At 60.7% G+C, this 17,113-nt stretch carries 20 protein-coding genes and 1 tRNA gene; 10 read left to right on the top strand and 11 right to left on the bottom strand.

The window, feature by feature from the left end; genetic code table 11:
- Window positions 1–13: 13 nt before the first annotated feature.
- The 4 genes from IPF85_RS03675 to IPF85_RS03660 all read right to left on the bottom strand — a co-directional run bounded on the left by IPF85_RS03675 (window position 14) and on the right by IPF85_RS03660 (window position 2,349).
- Complete coding sequence (locus tag IPF85_RS03675) at window positions 14–943, bottom strand: hypothetical protein (protein ID WP_343406709.1); 930 nt, start codon at window positions 941–943, stop codon at window positions 14–16.
- An 88-nt stretch (window positions 944–1,031) separates the two neighbouring features.
- The gene (locus tag IPF85_RS03670; protein WP_343406708.1) at window positions 1,032–1,748 is read right to left on the bottom strand and encodes an alpha/beta hydrolase-fold protein; all 717 of its coding nucleotides are present in this window, start codon (window positions 1,746–1,748) and stop codon (window positions 1,032–1,034) included.
- Window positions 1,749–1,815: 67 nt separating this feature from the next.
- Window positions 1,816–2,115 (bottom strand): hypothetical protein, encoded by a 300-nt coding sequence (locus IPF85_RS03665; RefSeq protein WP_343406707.1) that lies wholly within the window; start codon window positions 2,113–2,115, stop codon window positions 1,816–1,818.
- Window positions 2,116–2,255: 140 nt separating this feature from the next.
- Window positions 2,256–2,349, bottom strand: a tRNA-Sec gene (locus IPF85_RS03660).
- Between the two features lie 469 nt (window positions 2,350–2,818).
- On the opposite strand from IPF85_RS03660, the gene IPF85_RS03655 reads away from it, so the two are divergent.
- The 4 genes from IPF85_RS03655 to IPF85_RS03640 all read left to right on the top strand — a co-directional run bounded on the left by IPF85_RS03655 (window position 2,819) and on the right by IPF85_RS03640 (window position 5,853).
- Window positions 2,819–3,490, top strand: coding sequence for a hypothetical protein (locus tag IPF85_RS03655; protein WP_343406706.1), 672 nt, complete (start codon window positions 2,819–2,821; stop codon window positions 3,488–3,490).
- Window positions 3,491–3,726: 236 nt separating this feature from the next.
- Entirely contained in the window at window positions 3,727–4,434 is a 708-nt protein-coding gene (locus tag IPF85_RS03650; RefSeq protein ID WP_343406705.1) for a hypothetical protein, read from the top strand.
- A 210-nt stretch (window positions 4,435–4,644) separates the two neighbouring features.
- Window positions 4,645–5,229 (top strand): hypothetical protein, encoded by a 585-nt coding sequence (locus IPF85_RS03645; RefSeq protein WP_343406704.1) that lies wholly within the window; start codon window positions 4,645–4,647, stop codon window positions 5,227–5,229.
- A gap of 24 nt (window positions 5,230–5,253) precedes the next feature.
- On the top strand, window positions 5,254–5,853 hold the full coding sequence (locus IPF85_RS03640) for a cohesin domain-containing protein (RefSeq protein WP_343406703.1): 600 nt from the start codon (window positions 5,254–5,256) through the stop codon (window positions 5,851–5,853).
- 148 nt (window positions 5,854–6,001) lie between these two features.
- Here IPF85_RS03640 and IPF85_RS03635 read toward each other — a convergent pair whose 3' ends face one another.
- The 3 genes from IPF85_RS03635 to IPF85_RS03625 are packed head-to-tail and all read right to left on the bottom strand — an operon-like array spanning window position 6,002 to window position 7,454.
- Window positions 6,002–6,280 carry a hypothetical protein gene (locus IPF85_RS03635; RefSeq protein WP_343406702.1) on the bottom strand — a complete coding sequence of 93 codons (279 nt, stop codon included), beginning with the start codon at window positions 6,278–6,280 and terminating at the stop codon, window positions 6,002–6,004.
- Between the two features lie 24 nt (window positions 6,281–6,304).
- Complete coding sequence (locus tag IPF85_RS03630; protein ID WP_343406701.1) at window positions 6,305–6,499, bottom strand: rubredoxin-like domain-containing protein; 195 nt, start codon at window positions 6,497–6,499, stop codon at window positions 6,305–6,307.
- Complete coding sequence (locus IPF85_RS03625) at window positions 6,492–7,454, bottom strand: DUF2161 family putative PD-(D/E)XK-type phosphodiesterase (RefSeq protein WP_343406700.1); 963 nt, start codon at window positions 7,452–7,454, stop codon at window positions 6,492–6,494. The genes IPF85_RS03630 and IPF85_RS03625 overlap by 8 nt, the downstream gene beginning before the upstream one ends.
- Before the next feature lie 170 nt (window positions 7,455–7,624).
- On the opposite strand from IPF85_RS03625, the gene IPF85_RS03620 reads away from it, so the two are divergent.
- Both IPF85_RS03620 and IPF85_RS03615 read left to right on the top strand, forming a co-directional pair.
- On the top strand, window positions 7,625–7,981 hold the full coding sequence (locus IPF85_RS03620; protein ID WP_343406699.1) for a Trm112 family protein: 357 nt from the start codon (window positions 7,625–7,627) through the stop codon (window positions 7,979–7,981).
- A gap of 105 nt (window positions 7,982–8,086) precedes the next feature.
- Window positions 8,087–8,761, top strand: a complete 675-nt coding sequence (locus IPF85_RS03615) for a hypothetical protein (protein WP_343406698.1) — start codon at window positions 8,087–8,089, stop codon at window positions 8,759–8,761.
- Here IPF85_RS03615 and IPF85_RS03610 read toward each other — a convergent pair.
- Genes IPF85_RS03610 through IPF85_RS03595 form a run of 4 tightly spaced genes read right to left on the bottom strand, consistent with a single transcriptional unit; the run spans window position 8,751 to window position 12,910 of the window.
- Window positions 8,751–9,653 (bottom strand): VWA domain-containing protein, encoded by a 903-nt coding sequence (locus IPF85_RS03610; RefSeq protein ID WP_343406697.1) that lies wholly within the window; start codon window positions 9,651–9,653, stop codon window positions 8,751–8,753. The genes IPF85_RS03615 and IPF85_RS03610 overlap by 11 nt on opposite strands.
- A gap of 50 nt (window positions 9,654–9,703) precedes the next feature.
- A complete protein-coding gene (locus tag IPF85_RS03605; RefSeq protein ID WP_343406696.1) occupies window positions 9,704–10,810 on the bottom strand; it encodes an ATP-binding protein in 1,107 nt (368 codons plus the stop codon).
- Between the two features lie 31 nt (window positions 10,811–10,841).
- Complete coding sequence (locus IPF85_RS03600) at window positions 10,842–11,279, bottom strand: hypothetical protein (RefSeq protein WP_343406695.1); 438 nt, start codon at window positions 11,277–11,279, stop codon at window positions 10,842–10,844.
- Window positions 11,280–11,314: 35 nt separating this feature from the next.
- Complete coding sequence (locus IPF85_RS03595; protein ID WP_343406694.1) at window positions 11,315–12,910, bottom strand: hypothetical protein; 1,596 nt, start codon at window positions 12,908–12,910, stop codon at window positions 11,315–11,317.
- A 245-nt stretch (window positions 12,911–13,155) separates the two neighbouring features.
- Here IPF85_RS03595 and IPF85_RS03590 point away from each other — a divergent pair, with 245 nt between their 5' ends.
- From IPF85_RS03590 to IPF85_RS03575, 4 genes are all read left to right on the top strand, one after another.
- Window positions 13,156–13,314, top strand: a complete 159-nt coding sequence (locus IPF85_RS03590) for a hypothetical protein (protein WP_343406693.1) — start codon at window positions 13,156–13,158, stop codon at window positions 13,312–13,314.
- A 141-nt stretch (window positions 13,315–13,455) separates the two neighbouring features.
- Window positions 13,456–13,791 (top strand): SH3 domain-containing protein, encoded by a 336-nt coding sequence (locus IPF85_RS03585; RefSeq protein WP_343406692.1) that lies wholly within the window; start codon window positions 13,456–13,458, stop codon window positions 13,789–13,791.
- 7 nt (window positions 13,792–13,798) lie between these two features.
- Entirely contained in the window at window positions 13,799–15,838 is a 2,040-nt protein-coding gene (ligA, locus tag IPF85_RS03580) for an NAD-dependent DNA ligase LigA (RefSeq protein ID WP_343406691.1), read from the top strand.
- Window positions 15,839–15,867: 29 nt separating this feature from the next.
- Window positions 15,868–17,106, top strand: coding sequence for a TIGR00300 family protein (locus IPF85_RS03575; RefSeq protein ID WP_343406690.1), 1,239 nt, complete (start codon window positions 15,868–15,870; stop codon window positions 17,104–17,106).
- Window positions 17,107–17,113: the final 7 nt, after the last annotated feature.

The raw sequence follows: 17,113 nt of genomic DNA, 5'->3' as shown, positions 1-17,113 counted from the left end.
CTTCCTCTGTAATCTACGGTCGTACCAGCTTGCCCCACGGGTACTGGTAGCCCTGCCAGACAGGCTGGGTGGCCCGGCTGATGACCAGGTCGCTCATGGCATTGAGCGCCCATTCGAAATAGTGCGGTGTCAGGGAGTAGATGTCCATGTCGGGCGCCGGGTTCATGAAGTCAATGGCATAGGGTACCCCATCGCGCACCGCAAATTCGACCGTATTCATATCGTAGCCCAGCGCCCGGTTGAGCAGACGGGCGTCATGCACCACGCGCCGGCCCAGATCAGGGTCCAAGTGTGCATGTTCCACATGATACTTGCGCTCGTGCGGGTCATACTTCATGGGTAGGATGGTCTCCTGGCCGATGCACATGCAGCGCACGTAGTGATCCCACGCGATGAATTCCTGCACAATCATACACAACTGATCGCTCTGGTCGTAATGGTAGATCAGCTCATCAATCGTGTTGACCTTGTAGACATCGCGCCAGCCGCCGCCCCAGGCATCCTTCAAGATGGCAGGCATCCCCACATAGTCGGCAATGGCCTGCCAGTCAATGGGGTATTTCAAGTTGCGCAGGCTTTCGCTGACGACGCCCGGAACGTAGCCCTTGTTGGGAAGCACCACCGTGCGCGGGCTGGCGACGCCAAGTTTCGTGGCCAACGACGCCTCGAAGAATTTATCGTCAGCCGACCACCAGAAGGGGTTATTGATGACGTACGTACCCTGCAAGATGGCATTCTTCAGATAGGTGCGATAGTATTTGATCTCATGCGAGATGCGATCTACGATCACCGCGTACTCATTCGGCTCGTTCTGCACCGTGCCGCCAAGTTTGACATACTCCGCGTAGACGCCGACATTGCGGCGGTTGACTTCTTCGATGAAAGCGGGGGGGAAAGACCACTCACGGCCCACCATGACGCCAACTTTTTTGATGTCTGTCATCTGTTCCTCCTGCATGATGTTGTATGCGGACGGCTGGCCGCTTGACTGTCAAGCGCTCGGTCAGCACGTAGCTGCTTGCGGCGACCATTCAGGCGCCGCCGATGTACCTGCGGATCATTTGCTGCCAGTAGGGCCAATCGTGCGCCCATCCGTTCCACGACCGAAAAGCGTGCCAGATATTCTTGCTCCACAGCGCACTGGATAGCTCGCGATTGTTCTGGTATGCCGGGTCATGCTCACCGATGACCATGATCAGGTCAACTTTCTTAATCTGCTCAAGCCGTCCGGAGTCATGCTCATTGGGCACGTAGTCACTGGGGTTGTTGGAGTAAATGTTATCGTCGTCATAGCCATCGAAGAAACCGCGCATCTGATACTTGCCGCTCAACCCAATGGCTCGGTTGACCAGTTCCGGGTGGCGCAGGGCAAAGTTGATGGCGTGGTAGGCTCCGAAGCTGCAGCCATGCACAATGGTAAACGGTGTCAGGTTCTTGGACCACACGAAGGGCAGCAACTCGTGGATCAGGTATTGCTCGTATTGGAGGTGGCGCACGATGCGTCCGCTAGGATGTGCCGCGCGCGCGTAGAAACTCTCGGCATCCACGCTGTCCACGCAAAAGAGCTGCAATCTGCCGCTCTCGATGTGATCGCCAAGCGCCGCGACCATGCTCCGGTCTTCATATTCAAAGAAACGGGCGCGCGAGGTTGGAAAGACAATCATGCGCGCCCCCCCGTGCCCGAAGACCAGCAATTCCATCTCCCGGTTCAGCGTTGGGCTATACCATTTGTGGTATTCACGATTCATGGGTTCTCTCCCTCTTTCCCATCTTCCCTCCCCATCAAGAAAATTGGCCGTGCTGCTGATCGCGCGTTCAGCTTGCCGGCTCGACAAAGGCCAGGGGAAAATCAATCGTTGACCGGTGCAGCGTCACATCGCCACGCGTGAGGAGGAAATGGGCCTGGTAGATCGCGGCAGGCTGCGGCGCCTGGCGCAAGTGCAAGGTGTAGGCAACTTCCTGCTCGCGTACCTCTATCACGCTTAGAGTTGCGACCTGGTTGCCCGCAGGGTCGGTAATGATCACATCCAGGTTGGGATACTCGGCAAACGCGCTGAGCGCCACGCGCAGCCATAGCCGGCCCAGGTCAGGGTAGGGATAAACAACCGCCGCCATAATCTGTGGTGCCTGGTCTTCCCAGTTGATCTGTATTTGCATGATTCACGAGTGCGACGCAGTTCGGATTTTAGCTTGCAGAATGATGACCCCGCGGTCTGCTAACATACGCTGTCTGATCCACGCGTCAGCCCAGGAGGCGGGAGTGGGTGGGAGTCGAACCCACCACGGCCGCTTCGAGCACCCGTCACCGGTTTTGAAGACCGGGGAGCCCACCGGGACCCATCCACCCCCATTGCAGCGATGGGGATAATACAATGCTTTGCACGATTCGTCAAAGTCCGGCTAAACGTCCGGGCCGCGAGACAAGGGGGTTCAAGGAGGTACAAGAAGGCACTTAAGGAGGTTCAAGGCAGTGCCGGGCTGCAAAGCGCGTCGGATTCGCCTGCAAGAAAGAGACGCTGTTCATCTCTTTGAGCATATCGAGGCGTGAAGAGCCCTGTAACAAAGTTTGGACTGACGGTGTCATGATAACGAATCGTGGCTCCACCCCAGATGGCTGTCCAGACGGCTCGCAAGCGCATGGCCGGGGCAGCGAGTAACAAAGCGCAGGCAAAGCGCCGGGATTTAGTACAAACGTGGTACTGGACAAATTCACGGCCCTGTGTTAAAATCGTGTGGCTGAGCATGTAGGCTGATGGCCAAGCTCGCTTCCCCACACACCAATTTCTCACCTTCAGATTTCTGTATTAGGAGGCGCAACATGAATCGTGTAACCCTCGGGCGACTGGCAGCCGTGGTGGGGCTACTAGCTCTCTTGGTCGTAGCTACTGCGGCCCCCGCGCTCCCGGCATCACCAGACGCCGGGACTCTAGCCGTAGGCTCTGGTGCGCAAGTGTGGAATGGACACAACTGCGCAGTGCCTGTGGCAATCAACGTCAGCGGCCTGAGCGCCGGCCTGGGTGGCTATGAGACCAAACTCAGTTGGGCCGCCGGTCGCTTCAGCTCAGCCGATGCTGACATTTCCATCAACATTGGCGCTTACCTCACCAACGGCGGCACCCGCCAACAGACTGGTGACAGCAGCACACCGGCCCTCAAGGCCGTCTCTACCGACGCCGTCAAATGGGGTGGTTACTCCTGGGGCGCCGGCAATCCTCCGGGCAACGCGGCTGACGGCCTCCTCTCCACCGTGAGCGTCAAGCCTTCTGCCACGTGTGGCTCCGCCGCCGTGACCCTGGCCGAGACCCAGTTGGTTGACATCAATGGCACCGTCATTGCCCTGACCAATCAGACCGGCGGCTCGGTAGCTGTGTTCAGCCGCTACGACACCAGCGCCGGCGGCCCGCTGATCAACTCACTGGATGTCAATGCGGTGGTTGGCAAGTGGATCGGCTGTCGGTGCGGCAGTGCTGTCGGTGGCAACTACCGTTAACGATGCAACGTTGGGTGGCCCACTGATCAATTCACTGGATGTCACGGCGGTTTGTCGCCAAGCTCGGTCAAACACGACGACAGCGTGCGTGAATGCTAAACAACTTGGACACTGTAGATGTTCGACTCGCTACTGCCCCATGAGCTGCGCCAGCTAGATTCAGTTTGGACGCATGGGCGAGTCAATGTTTCTTGCTTTGTTCAGATTCCGTTCACTATCGTCAGAGGAGGAATGTCATGATGATTAAACGCCGATTTATTATTCTCGGTGCGTTGGTCGCCCTGCTGCTGGTTGCGTCCATGGCCAGCGCCAGCCCGGCCGCTCCTGGAGCGCCAACCCTGCGTTGGCGTGCAACGGCCAATCCGAGTGTTGCAGAGATCCGCGCCGACGGCATTACAGACGGCGGCACCGCCGGTAATGGCGCCATCTCGTGGGATGTCTACTTCCGCTTGCCGGCGAGTGTGTCCATGCCGTACCCGACCATCACTATTGTCCCTGGGCCAGCGTGGACTGCCATGTCTCCGTGCAGTTTTACGACGGTTATGAGCCGGTCAACCGGCGATTGGCGGGCGCATGGATACTACATCAGTGGTTTCTGTACTGCTACTCCGACCACTCCTGTGACCGGTAGTGACGTCTTAATTGCAACACTCACCTTTAGCGGCTGTCCGGCTACTGGGTTCCTCATGGACATGGACAGCGGCGATGATGCGTTCGGCGACGAGGTGACCGACGTTGTTGACCGCTTCAACGATCCGTACTTCCCCTCGGATGCTGAACTGACCGACGGCGGCGCGTGCGGCAACCCAACCGCGGTGCAGTTGGCGAACATCTCGGCCGGCCCCGTGGCGCCGATTGCCAACGCCCTCTACCCGGCGCTGGCCGGCGCAGCGGCCCTGTTGGCTGTGGCTGGCGTGGCCTTCAAGGGCATGCGCAAGCACTAAGCTGTTGCGTCTTCGTGACTCACAGGGGTAGCCTTGCCGACAGGGCTGCCCCTGTTGTTTTTCTGCTCAACCGCGGACGGACCATGAAACGTTTTCTTGTTACTGTATCATCATCCATTGCTGCCATTGCTGCCTGCCTGAGTTTACTCCTGCTGCCCTGGCTGGCGGCGGCCTCCCCCGGCCCCACCACCCTGTCTGTCAAGCCGATAGATGCCACCACCTCCCAAATCATCGCGCACAACGTGGGCACCAACCCCGGCGCGCAACCGGCCATCTCTTGGGATATCTATTTCAATTTCCCAGAGCCGTGGACGCCTGGCGGGGATTACCTCTGGGCCGGAATGGGAGGCGCTGGACTGTGGTTTTACCTCGAACATCTCGCACGAGCCAGACCCAGCGGCGCTTGGCTCACCCAACAATTATGTCATCCACGGCTTCTGCACCACGCGCATCCCGGCCGGCCTGGTCAAGGATGTGCTGGTCATCGCCACTCTGCACTGGGCAGACTGCCGCGAGGGTTTTGTGGTTGATTTGCGTACCGGCGCCCAGCAATTTGGTGAAGGGGTCAGCGACATCATTGACGTCAACAATGAGCCTTACACCTTCACCGACGCGGATCTCTTCGATGGCGGCGCCTGTGGCGACCAGACCGAAGGCATCCAGACCACGATTGACAGCCCTGTTGCGCAAGCGTCTCCCCTGGCTACCTCGGCCCCTATCCTGGCGCTGCTCGTCGGCGGCATCATTTTGCTTGCGGCTGCGCTGATCGCTTTCCTGCGCACACGCAGGCCTTGAACACCAACGAATCGGAGGAGATTGATGCGACTGACACGCACGACAAGCTACCTGGTTATTGCCCTGCTGCTGCTCCTGCCCGCCACCGTCTTGGCCGCGGGCGCGGTCGTTACGCTCAACCCGCCGCCAGCCGGCGTCGTGGCTGGCAGTGAATTCACGACCGATGTCACCATCGAAGGCGCGGAGGCAGTCCTGGGTTTCCAGTTCGACGTACTCTACGATGCCAATCTGGTGGAATTGAGCGATTTCGATCTCGGCCCCTGGCTGGGCAGCTCTGGCCGCAGCCCGGCCAAGCTCGGCCCCGCCCTGGCCAAAGAGGGCGGCCGCGCCACCATTGGCGCCTATACCCTGGGTCAGCAAGCCGGCGCCGGTGGTGATGGCCTGATGGTCACGCTGCGCTGGAAGGCCAAAGCCAACGGCAACCTGGATCTGCAACTGCAGAAGCTGCAACTGGCCGGCGCGGGTGGCACAGCCTTGCCGGGCGAAATCAGCGCGGGTAAGGTCAGCGTGGCCACGGCGGCTACCCCCGCCTCCATCAACAACGCGCAATCTCTGCTCTTGGGCGCAGGCATCTTGCTCGTCGGGGTTGTCGCGTTTCTCTTGCTGCGCCGGCGTCGGCCCTGAGCCGCGCGCCGATGGCAACAAAAAAGCCAGGCTTTGCCCAAAAGCCTGGCTTTTTTGTTGCAGTTATACTGCAAGCGGGAATAGACTTCACTTTTCCGATTAAGGAAACAGGCGCAATTCGTGCCCGCTTGCAGTACACATCACACAGCTACCAAGACGAGACGTCATCGTCATCCCCATCGTCGCTCCAGTCGTCTTCATCTTCTTCATCTTCATCGTCTTCTTCATCCATCCAGTCCTCGTCCTCATCCAGGTCGAGATCCAGATCGTCGTCTTCCCATTGGTCTTCAGTTGTGTCCGCAGCTACCTGGCCCACTTCTTCGTAGGTCAAACAATAGCCTTCTTCGCTCAGGCGAATCGTCTCGGCAGCACAGAAACCGTCATCCCAGTTGCCACAGTCCGAGAGTGGGCACAGAATCTTGGTCATAGAGAGTGTCTCCTTTTGGCGAGGTTACGCTGAAATCGCTGCTTCTACGCCCTCGTAGTCCTCGTCGCTCTCATCGAGATCGTCGAAGTCCTCGAAGTTGTCCTCTTCGTATTCGAAGTATTCAAAGGCCTCAGTCGGCGCATCACATTCAGGGCAGTGGTCAGGCCGTTTTTGCCCCGGTGCAATGTACCCACATTCCATACATTCCCATTCACCCATGAATTAGGGTTTCTCCTTGGTCACAACGTTCAGCAATGCGTGCCGTGACGCGCCCGCCTGCCGTGCAATTGTCGGTCGGAAACAGATTGGCCACGCCTGGCGTGGCGGGCGCACGGCTGGTGCGCACTGGACTTCCTCGCTGACATTCGAGCACGAGGATCGAAGTTATTCTAACCGCTTTTAGTGAATTGTCAAACCTCTCTGCGCACGACGTTGGCTGTGCTGCCTGGCCGCCTCTTGTGTCCGCTAGCGGGACCTCAAATTGCCCGCGACGGCAGAGGCGATGACATCCGCATACTGCCGGCCTGCGGCCTCCCCCTCCGCGCTCAGCCCATAGACCCCGCGCGTCGCGCTGAAACCAGCCGTAATGATTGTGCTGCAGGATGGCCGCAACATGGGCCTGCCCCAGCGCGGTCTTGATCTCGCCCAGCGGGCTGGCGCCATGCTCCTGCAGATACCCCACAATGCGCAACACCAGCAGGCGATAGGCGGTGACCAATGGGCGCCGTGTGCTTCCGCCCGTGTTGAAGTCACCGCTGCGCCCGTCGAACTCGCCTGCAACCTGCGCTTGCTTGGCTCGGCGAGTGCGGGGCGCTTGCTCGACCCCTGCTTCCAACACCACTTCGACCAACGGCGGCTCCATCCCGAAATTGACGATCAGCAGTCCCAAGCCAAGCCGTTGACATAACTGCTGGACTTCGCGCCACCGTGACGTCCGCTGTTTGCGTCCCGGCGCCTCGATCGCCACATAGACATGATTCGTCACCTGTTGGCGTCGCAGCCCTTGCAGCACCAGCGTCAGGTTGAAGGCAATCTTCATCTCCACGACCAGCAGCCGCACGTCCCGCCGTGCCACCAGATCACAGTCCTTGACCTCGCCACGCACCTCGTAGCCTTGTTGCTCGAAGAACCGCTTGAGCGGCGCGTACAGGTCACTCTCTTGCCGAATCGCCATGCTGCGATTATAACGGGCACCGGGCCTGGGCTGCAAATTGACCTCAGACTCGAATTTGCCAAGTCGCCCTGTTCGTCGTAAGATATTTGCCGGGTGCCCTGGCGTCTGCGTGGCGTGGTTTACGCTGCGCAGGGCAGGCCAATTAGTTTGTAAAGGAGATCATCACGACGATGAAAAGTCTACTGAAATGGCTGCTGCCCCTGGCCCTGATTGCAGCCGCCATCATGATTCTGCGCAAGATCCTGGGCGAACAGAAGGCGATTGACTTGAGCGGCGCAGAAAACACAGGCCCGTCAGAAGCCGAAGCGTTGAAAGAGACTGAACTGGGCGGCGACCTCAGCCCGGACCTGTTGAAGATCCTGGTATGCCCGTTGGACAGGGGGCCTCTGACCCTCAGCGCGGATGGCAAATGGCTCATCAACCCCCGCAATGGCTACCGGTATCCCATTCGTGACGGCATCCCCGTGATGTTGATTGACGAAGGGCGCAAGTATCAGGATGCCAGCCTGATCGCCCAACCCGCGTAAATTCGAGCTGGCCCGGAACGTCTCCGCGACTGGCAGCACGCCGGATGCCGGAGACGTTCCGACGCCCAATGCACGATAGAGCCTGATCACCACCTGCGATTTGCCATGCCTGACTGGATGCATGTTCGCTACAAACCGACGTTGACTGCTGTTCACCTGGCCGATGCCCAGCGCACCGTGCTGCGTACGCGGCTGCAGGCCTACCAGAGCCAGCGTCTGCGCCTTGATCACGACGACCTGGCGCGTTCGCCCGTGTACGGACGCCTGGCGGAGTTCTTCTTCGTTGATATCTATGGCCCGCACGACTTCGATGACCGCAATACTCGTTTTCGTCAGTTGTACGACAAGTTAGTTCACATCGTCGGGCCGAAGCCGCTGGCAACGATGAAGGAATCGCTGGAGTTGGTGGAACTGACCGAGGCCCTGGACGATTACCTGATTGATGTACTGGTTCTGCACGAAAAGGCCGACGGCTGGACGACTGCGGAGTATGAGTGGGCCTACCGAGAGTGCAATAACTACCTGGCGCGGGTCGAGCAGATCGAACGCATCGGCGCCACGCTGCGGGCGGTGGCCAACCTCAGCCGCCTGCCACTGATTGATTGGAACTTGCAGGCCCTGCGCCTGCCGGCGCGGCGCCTGGGTTGGGAACCTACGCTGGCCTTTTTGATCCGAGGCTACAAGGTTTTTCACCATGCGCGCGATGTCGAGGCCTTCGTGGTCGCGGTCGAGACTCTGGAGATGCAGCGCCTGCGGCGCATCTACGGCCTTACGGCTTGAGGTGTTCGCGCACGGTGCGCACCAACACCTCGGTGCGTAACTCAGGCAGTGTGAAGCAGGGCGCGCCCATCGCGTCGGCCAGATTGCGCGCCAGGCCACGATCGAACGCCACATGTTCCATGTTGATGACCACGCTACGTAAATGGTTCGCCTTGATCAGGCCTGCCATGCGCGTGGCTTCCTCTTGGGGCGGCATTCCCGTCATGGTGACATTGCCGGCCCCGTCGGTGAGCAGGATGATGATCGGCAGCACCTCCTGGTCACGTTGGCGAGCCGCCAGGCAAATCTCATACGCCAGCAGCAAGCCACTGCTCAGAGGCGTCTTGCCACCCACCGGAATGGTGCGCAGCGCTCGCTCTGCCAGATCCACGCTGGAAGTAGGCGGCAAGATCAGGCGCGCACGATCCTTCTGAAACACCACCAGCCCAACCTGGTCACGCCGCTGATAGGCGTCCATGAGCAGCGAGAGAATGGCCCCTTTGGTGGCTTCCATGCGCTCGGCCGCGGCCATGGACCAACTGGCATCAACCACGAACAGCACGAGATTGGCGGTGCGGCGCACGCGCACCTTCTGCTGCAAATCGCGGCGTTGAACGGCAAAGGCAACCGCCCGCTCCGCGCGCAGATGGGCGCGCTGCAACTGATAGGGCGCGGCCGTCCGAATCGTGGCATCGAAGGCAATGTCGGTTGGGTGATCGTGTGCTGGCCGCGCCTTGATGTAGCGGCCGCGCTTGCGTTGCGTGCGGGTGACAGAGCGTTTGCCCGCCTGTTGACGGGCCAATTTGTCGAGTGGAGTGCCGATGCGCTTGGTCTTGAAAGTGTCGCCGACCTTGATCGGCCGGCCGGCCGGCGCCTTGTTGTCCTCGCCTGGGCGGCTGGGGTTGGTGCTCATATCCGGCGAGCCGCTGGCACTCTGCGGCTCGCCCTCCTGTGCTTCGTCGTTTACATCATCTTTTTTTTTACATTGGGCGACGGCGCCTGGCTCTCGGTCGAGCTGCTCTCTTCGGATGGCCCCATGTCGGCGCGAATCTGGCGCAGGCGTTCTTCCAACTGCCGCGGTTCCAGGGCAATATCCTGGAACGGCGCTTTCTTGATGCGATGGGGCAGGGCCAACTCGGCCGCCAGCAGAATATCCCGCTCGTTGATGCTGAGGCGGCCCTCGTAGGCAGCCTGGGCACGGGCCGTCTTCAGAATGGCGATGTCGGCCCGGTGACCGTCCACCTTGAAGTCCGCGGTCAGCGCCGCGATCATATACAGATCGCGTTGTGCATACGTCACCAGGGGCAAGCGCGCACGGGCGTGATCAATCTCTTCGGTCAGATGGCGCTCCGAAGTGTACCAGCGGTCACGGAAACCATCCGGGTCTTGCTCGAACTCGATGCGGCGCTTCAGAATTTCCACGCGCTGGTTGGCATCGTTGATACCCTGCATATCTACACACAGCGCAAACCGATCGAGCAACTGCGGCCGTAGGTCGCCCTCTTCTGGATTCATGGTGCCAACCAGGATAAAGCGCGCCGGGTGCTGAAACGAGATGCCTTCACGCTCCACCACGTTGATTCCCATCGCCGCGGAATCGAGCAGAATGTCCACCACGTGGTCATCCAGCAGATTGACCTCATCCACGTAGAGCAGGCCACGGTTGGCCGCGGCCAACACGCCTGGCTCGAAATGGCGTTCACCTCGCTGAATGGCCTTCTCGATATCGAGGGTTCCCACCACGCGGTCCTCGGTGGCACTGACGGGCAGGTCAATGAAACGGGTCCGCCGTAGAGCCGTGGGCAGCACCTCGCTGCGCTGCAGACGACCGCGGCAGTTATCGCACAGATGGTCAGGGCGGTTCGGGTCGCACTGGAACGGGCAGTCGGCCACCACTTCGATCTCTGGCAGCAGTGCGGCCAGCGCGCGCGCAGCCGTAGATTTAGCGGTTCCGCGCTCGCCGCGAATCAACACACCGCCGATACGCGGGCTGACGGCATTCAAGATTAGCGCCCGCCGCATGCGGTCCTGGCCGACAATGGCCGTAAAGGGAAAGATGGGAGCCGGCATCTGGTTCTTCTCCGTTTTTAGCTCTGGCAGACTAGCGCCTGGAGACAATCTGCAACGGGCGGATGCCCATATGGGTGTCGCCGGCGGTGAGGGTGCGCAGAATCACGTCGGGCAATTTCCAGGGAATCAGATCGTGCATCTCGTTGGGACTCAGCGGGGCATTGTTGTTGGCCAAAAACGCGCGAAAAACAGCCGTTGCCAGGGGCAAGCCGTTATTGATATAGTCTGGCTTGCGCGCGCAAACGGTACGCAAACACTGCCATAGGGCATCGGTGCGCTTGACTTCCGCAGTCTCCGGATCAATCCAGTCAACCATCTCCGTGTCGCGGTGACTGGGAAAACGAGACTTGCAATCCTCACACAACTGATTGCGCAGATAGAGGCGGAAATCAAGCCCGCTCGTTTCCCACCAATTAAAGTCAATATGAAACTTGGAACTAACTGTCGGCTTTATCCAGGTTGTTGTCATGAATCGTCGCCTTTGCCTGCTTTCTTGGAAATGATCTAGGATGCACGCACCGCCATTGCCCAATAACCGCCGCTCATGCTGCGCAGCGTACTATCGGTGGCAAGAATGGCGAAGATTGGCCCCGGAGGTGAGCGCCGCACCAGGTTGACCGCGCTGTAGATCGTCTTGGCATGGACCGTGCCCTGCGGGCTTTTGCCTGCCAATTCCTGGGCCAACTGCCGCACCAGGCGGCTGAGTGGGACGCGCTCCGTCGCCAGGGTCTGACGGTACGCATCCAAGGCGCCCGGGCTGATCTCGGCGACCGTCAGATGTTCATCGTAATCGCAGTTGATGGACTGTTTTTGTAGGGCGAAGGCCAACTCGCCGTCTCGGATCTCGGCGGTGCGCGACCATTCGCGGCGTGGGCGCCGCGGACGGAAGTCCACCACATATTCGAGCGGCTCGCGCGTGCGTTCCAGCGTGATGATGGCCCCAACCGGTAGCTTGTGCTGTTCTAACCAGCCGCCAAGACCGGCGATGTAGCGCCCTTCATGGCAGACAAAGGCCGCAAAGCGTGCGCCCCAGCGCCCATCAACCAGGGTGATCATCGTGCTGCGGCCGAGGCCACGCGGGAAGAATCCTTGCGCCCGACCACTCAAGGGCAACGTGCCAGAGCGCAGGTGGGGAAAGATCAGATTGAGCGTAATGGTCGGCACCACCATCGGTGTGTCCACGCTAATGCCGTCGGTTGACCATTCATCGTCCAGTTCCCATTCCTGTTGCAGCATCTCAACGCCCAGGGCCAGGCGATCATAGGGGATCGGTTCATAACGCAGGGCGCTTGGCGTCTGCCAGACTTCGGGCGGCTGCAGACGGCGCAGATACCATGACGGTTCGGTCCCGCTACCCACGTCATCGAAACGCTCGTCCTGGCGCAACCCGGCATTGGTTGAAAAGCGACGCAGGTGCTCCGGCACTTCCGTCGGCAGACCCATCTCGGTCAGCAGCACAGTGGTCGTGATGGGCTGAGTCTTCATCTCGATGAGCGCCTCGGCAATGTTGAGATGCCCCACATGAACCTCGACGAGCGCCTCACGGGTCAGCCACTGATCCCCGTCTTGCACGAACGCCGGCTGAGTGCTGGCGCGCAGTTGCTCAACCAACGCCTTGCGCACACTGCCACCGTATTGACTGTACAGATCTCGCGGCGTCTGCAGGCGCTCGCCAGTTTCCACGGTTTCGCCATCGGTGCGGCTGAGGCGATGCGCGGTCTTGAGGCTACCGGCAAATTCACGTGGTTCCGCTTGTCCTTCCAGCATCACCTGGACAACGTCGAACTCGCCGTGTTCAGGATTCGAGCCTTTGCGTACACTGGTGATCGTTCCCAGGGTGTACTCAAAGGCGGGAAAAACCACCTGTTGGCCCGTGCGATAAGCCTTGCTAGGTTGGTAAATCTCGCCTTTGCTCAGCTCGCTGCGGATCTTGCTCTCTTCACGCTGGCAGCGATACTCAATTAGCGCCAGGGTCAGTGCTTCAGAGGTCTGCGGAGTCTCTTTCTCCAGGAGATAGTTTCCGAGGTACTCCAAATCATCGAGATTGATCTTGAACGATTCACGCCAATAGGCGGTAGTCTGCGTATTACGACGAATCACCCCGTCTATCCTCCTCCGTGTGGTGTCAGCTTGTGCATCTTTTTCGGTTTCTAATGTAAATCTTCACAATTTTAGCAGTTTGCCGCGCCTTTGACAAATGCGTGCAGAGGTCTTTGTCAAGCATCCTGTACGTTGGTATAATTGGCGGGTAACAGACAGCCTCCGCAGGGGGCTCTGTTGACTCCCCGTCTGCTCGTTCGAGCCTGGGGAACCCTGACCAGAAGTGGAGGCATTTTTCATGACGTATGACTCTGAGAACAACCGATCGGCGCCTGCTGACTGGAATGATTCGGCCGACGACACCGGCGCGGCTGATCCTGATGCTGATGCTGACGTTGATGCCGACGGCTGGGACAATCAGCCGAATTTCGCAGCCGGAGCGTCCCGTAGCCCTGGCCTGTTAGCTTGGGTTGCCGGTGGCGTGGTGCTGGCGTTGATCGTCCTGGCGTTGATCTGGGGCATCAGCGGCTTTGGCCGCGTGGAGCCAACCGCTACCCCAACCCCAACCCTGGTGACGGTCTTTCAAGCCACGGCCCACGCCAACCATGCTTGCCGGCGCCGTCATCACACCGACGGCCGATCTGTCTTTTACCGCCACGCCGACGCCGGCGCCGATCCCTGCCACTCAGATTCGCATGGGCGGCCGTGTGCGCGTCGTCAACGCGAATCCGGAAGGGATCAGCGTCCGCTTTGGCGCCGGTCAGGGCAATGCACGCATGACAACCCTGTACGATGGCGTTGAACTGACGGTCATGGAGCCGCCGGCCGGTTACACCGATCCCTACCCCACGATAGCCGACGGCTTCACCTGGTGGCGCATCCGCATGGACGATGGCACTGTCGGCTGGATGGCTTCCGCCTGGCTGCAGCCGATCAATTGAACCCAGTATGACCATGGATCTGACGCAAAAAGCCGCCGCCCTACGCCAGGCGCTCAACTATCATGGCTATCTCTACCACGTGCTGGACGCGCCGCAGATTAGCGACGCGGAATATGACGCGCTGTTGAACGAACTGCGGCGCCTGGAGGCTGATCATCCAGAGCTTCAGGCCGCGGATTCACCCACGCAGCGGCTGGGTGGCTGGGTGGCCGATCGCTTTGTCAAGGTGCGCCACCCGCAGCCGATGCTCAGCCTGAGCAATGCCTTCAATCCCGGTGAACTGCGCGCCTGGCGTGAGCGCACCCTGCGCTTGCTGTCGCCTGAGGTGGGCCAAACGCTCAGCTATGTGGTTGAGCCGAAGATTGATGGCCTGACCGTGGTGCTGCACTATGACAACGGCCGCTTTGTCCTCGGCGCCACGCGCGGTGATGGCACGGAGGGCGAGGACATCACCGCCAACCTGCGCACCGTGCGCGGCCTGCCGCTGACCATCCCGCTGACGGGCAAGCAGCCCGCGCCGGCTCGCCTGGTGGTGCGCGGCGAGGCGTATGTCAACGTGGCCGACTTTCAACGCTTCAACGAACAGAGCGCCGCGCAGGAAGGACGCACCTATGCCAACCCGCGCAACTTCGCGGCCGGCGCGCTGCGCCAACTTGACTCCGCGATCAGTGCGCAGCGCCCCTTGCGCCTGTGGGCCTACCAGGTGGTGGTACTCGAAGGCGCAGCACCGTTGTCCACGCAGTGGGACGCGTTGACTTTTCTGCGCGACCTGGGCTTCCCGGTGATCTCCCTGGGCGAGCACATTCGCCTCTTCGACGACTTCGAGCCGTTGGTGGATTACGTGGTCGCCTGGGAAGATCAGCGTCAGGCGTTGCCCTATGAAACTGACGGCCTGGTCATCAAGATCAACCAGGTGGCGCTGCACGAGGAATTGGGCTTCGTGGGTAAAGAGCCGCGCTGGGCCACCGCCTACAAATACCCGGCGCACGAGGTGATCACCCGCCTGCTCGACATTCAGGTCAACGTGGGCCGCACCGGTTCGATCAACCCCTTTGCCGTGTTGGAACCGGCGGCCGTGGGCGGTGTGATGGTGCGCAACGCCACGCTGCACAACGCTGACTATGTCGCGGAACTGGACTTGCGCATCGGCGACCGCGTGATCATCAAGCGGGCCGGCGAGGTCATTCCGCAGGTGCTGCGCTCCTTGCCGGAACTGCGTGACGGCTCCGAGCGCGTCTGGACGATGCCGGAGAAATGCCCGGTCTGCGGCGAGGCGATCCAGCGGACGGCCGGCGAGGCAGCCTACCACTGCGTCAACAGCGCCTGCCCGGCGCAATTGGTGCGCGGCATCGAGCACTTTGTGTCGCGGGGCGCGATGGACATCGAGGGCTTTGGCATCCGCCAGGCCGAGTTGTTCGTGCAACTGGGCTTTATTACCGATCTGGCCGACATCTATTACCTGCATGAGCGCAGGGCTGAGCTGCTGGGCCGGGAAGGTTTTGGCGAGAAGAAGGTCAGCAACCTGCTGAGCGCCATCGAGGCGTCGAAGGAACGCCCCTTCAGCCGTTTGCTCAACGCGCTGGGCATTCACGGCGTCGGCGCGGTGGGCGCGGAGACTATCGCCAGTCATTTTGGCGGTATCGAAGCGTTGCTGACCGCCACCGCGGATGACCTCAGCCAGATCAGCGGCGTGGGGCCGGTGCTGGCCGCCAGCGTGGTGGATTGGTTCAGCCACGCGCCGAACCGGCGGACGATCGAGCGCCTGCGCGCCGCGGGCGTGCGCCTGGCCGCAGACGCACCGGCCCTGGTCGGGCCGCAGACATTCGCAGGCATGACGTTCGTCATCACCGGCACGTTGGAAGGCCTGAGCCGCGACGAGGCCAAAGCTCTGATCGAGGCCCAGGGCGGCAAAGTGACCGATTCTATGAGCAAGAAGACCAATTATCTGCTGTTGGGCACAAACCCCGGCAGTAAGGCGGCGAAGGCGGCCGGCCTGGGCGTTCCTACGATCAGCCTGGATGATCTGCTGCGCCTGCTGCACGCCTGAAGCAAACGATACTTGAGGACGAGGTACCTGTGGCGAATTCTCATTCTCGCCTGAGCGAAGAGATCAGGCTCGAAGGGCATATTATTGACTCCTTGATCCTGCCGCGTGTGATGGATGTCATCATGGACGCGGGGGGCAACTTCGATGTGCTCGAAGTGGACGTGGGCACGCATAAGCACGCGGTCAGCCTGGCGCGTATGAAGGTTCTTGCCGACACGCAGGAGCAGATGGATCATATCATCACTGCGCTGCAGGAATTGGGCGCGCAGTTGGTCAACAGCGACGACGCGCATGTGACGCCAGCGCCGACAGACGGCGCCCTGCCAGATGCCTTCTATTCCACAACCAACCTGCCGACCGAGGTGCGCCTGGGCGGACGCTGGCAGTCTGTGGAAGGCACGGAGATGGACCTGGTGGTGGTGGTGGCCCCGGACCAGGGCCGGGCGCACAACGTGCCGATCTCAGAGGTCAAACAGGGTGATTTGGTCGTCGTGGGGCACAGCGGTATCCGCGTACTGCCGCCGCAGCGCCAGCGTGAGCAGGAAGTCTTCAGCTTCATGCGCAACGAAGTCTCATCGGAGCGGCCGAACAAGCTGGCGATTGCCCAGATTGCGCGCACCATGCGCCAGGTGCGCGAGGCCGGGCAGCGCATCTGCTTTGTGATCGGCCCGGCCATCATTCACAGCGGCGCGGGGCCGTACATGGAGCGCCTGATTCGCAGCGGCTATGTGCAGGTGCTCTTTGGCGGCAATGCCATCGCCGTGCATGATGTCGAGTCGCAGCTCTTCGGCACCTCGCTCGGCATCAACCTGACCAACGGGCTGCCCGTGCCCGGCGGTCACAGCCATCACATGCGCGCGATCAATGCTATGCGGCGCATCGGTTCGATCAAGCGCGCGGTGGAGAGCGGTTTCCTGCGCAGCGGCCTGATGGCGGAGGCCTATCGCAGTGGCATTGACATGGTGCTGGCCGGCTCCGTGCGTGATGACGGCCCCATGCCCGATGTCATCGGCGATATGGGCGAGGCGCAGCGCCAGATGCGCGCCGCGCTACATGGCGTGGAGATGTGCATCATGCTGGCCACCATGCTGCATTCGATTGGCACCGGCAACCTGCTCGCCAGCCATGTCAAGGTGGTGGCGGTGGACATCAACCCGGCCACGGTGACTAAGCTGGCGGACCGCGGTTCGTTCCAGGCGGTTGGCATCGTGACCGATGCGGAACTGTTCTTGCGCGAGCTGGTCGAAGAGCTCGACCTGCCAGAATAGGCGATGA

It is taken from the genome of Candidatus Amarolinea dominans (assembly GCF_016704685.1).
Classification (GTDB): Bacteria; Chloroflexota; Anaerolineae; order SSC4; family Amarolineaceae; genus Amarolinea; species Amarolinea dominans.
The sequence above is the reverse complement of the archived record's forward strand: the minus strand, read 5'-3'. Positions and strand labels throughout refer to the sequence as shown.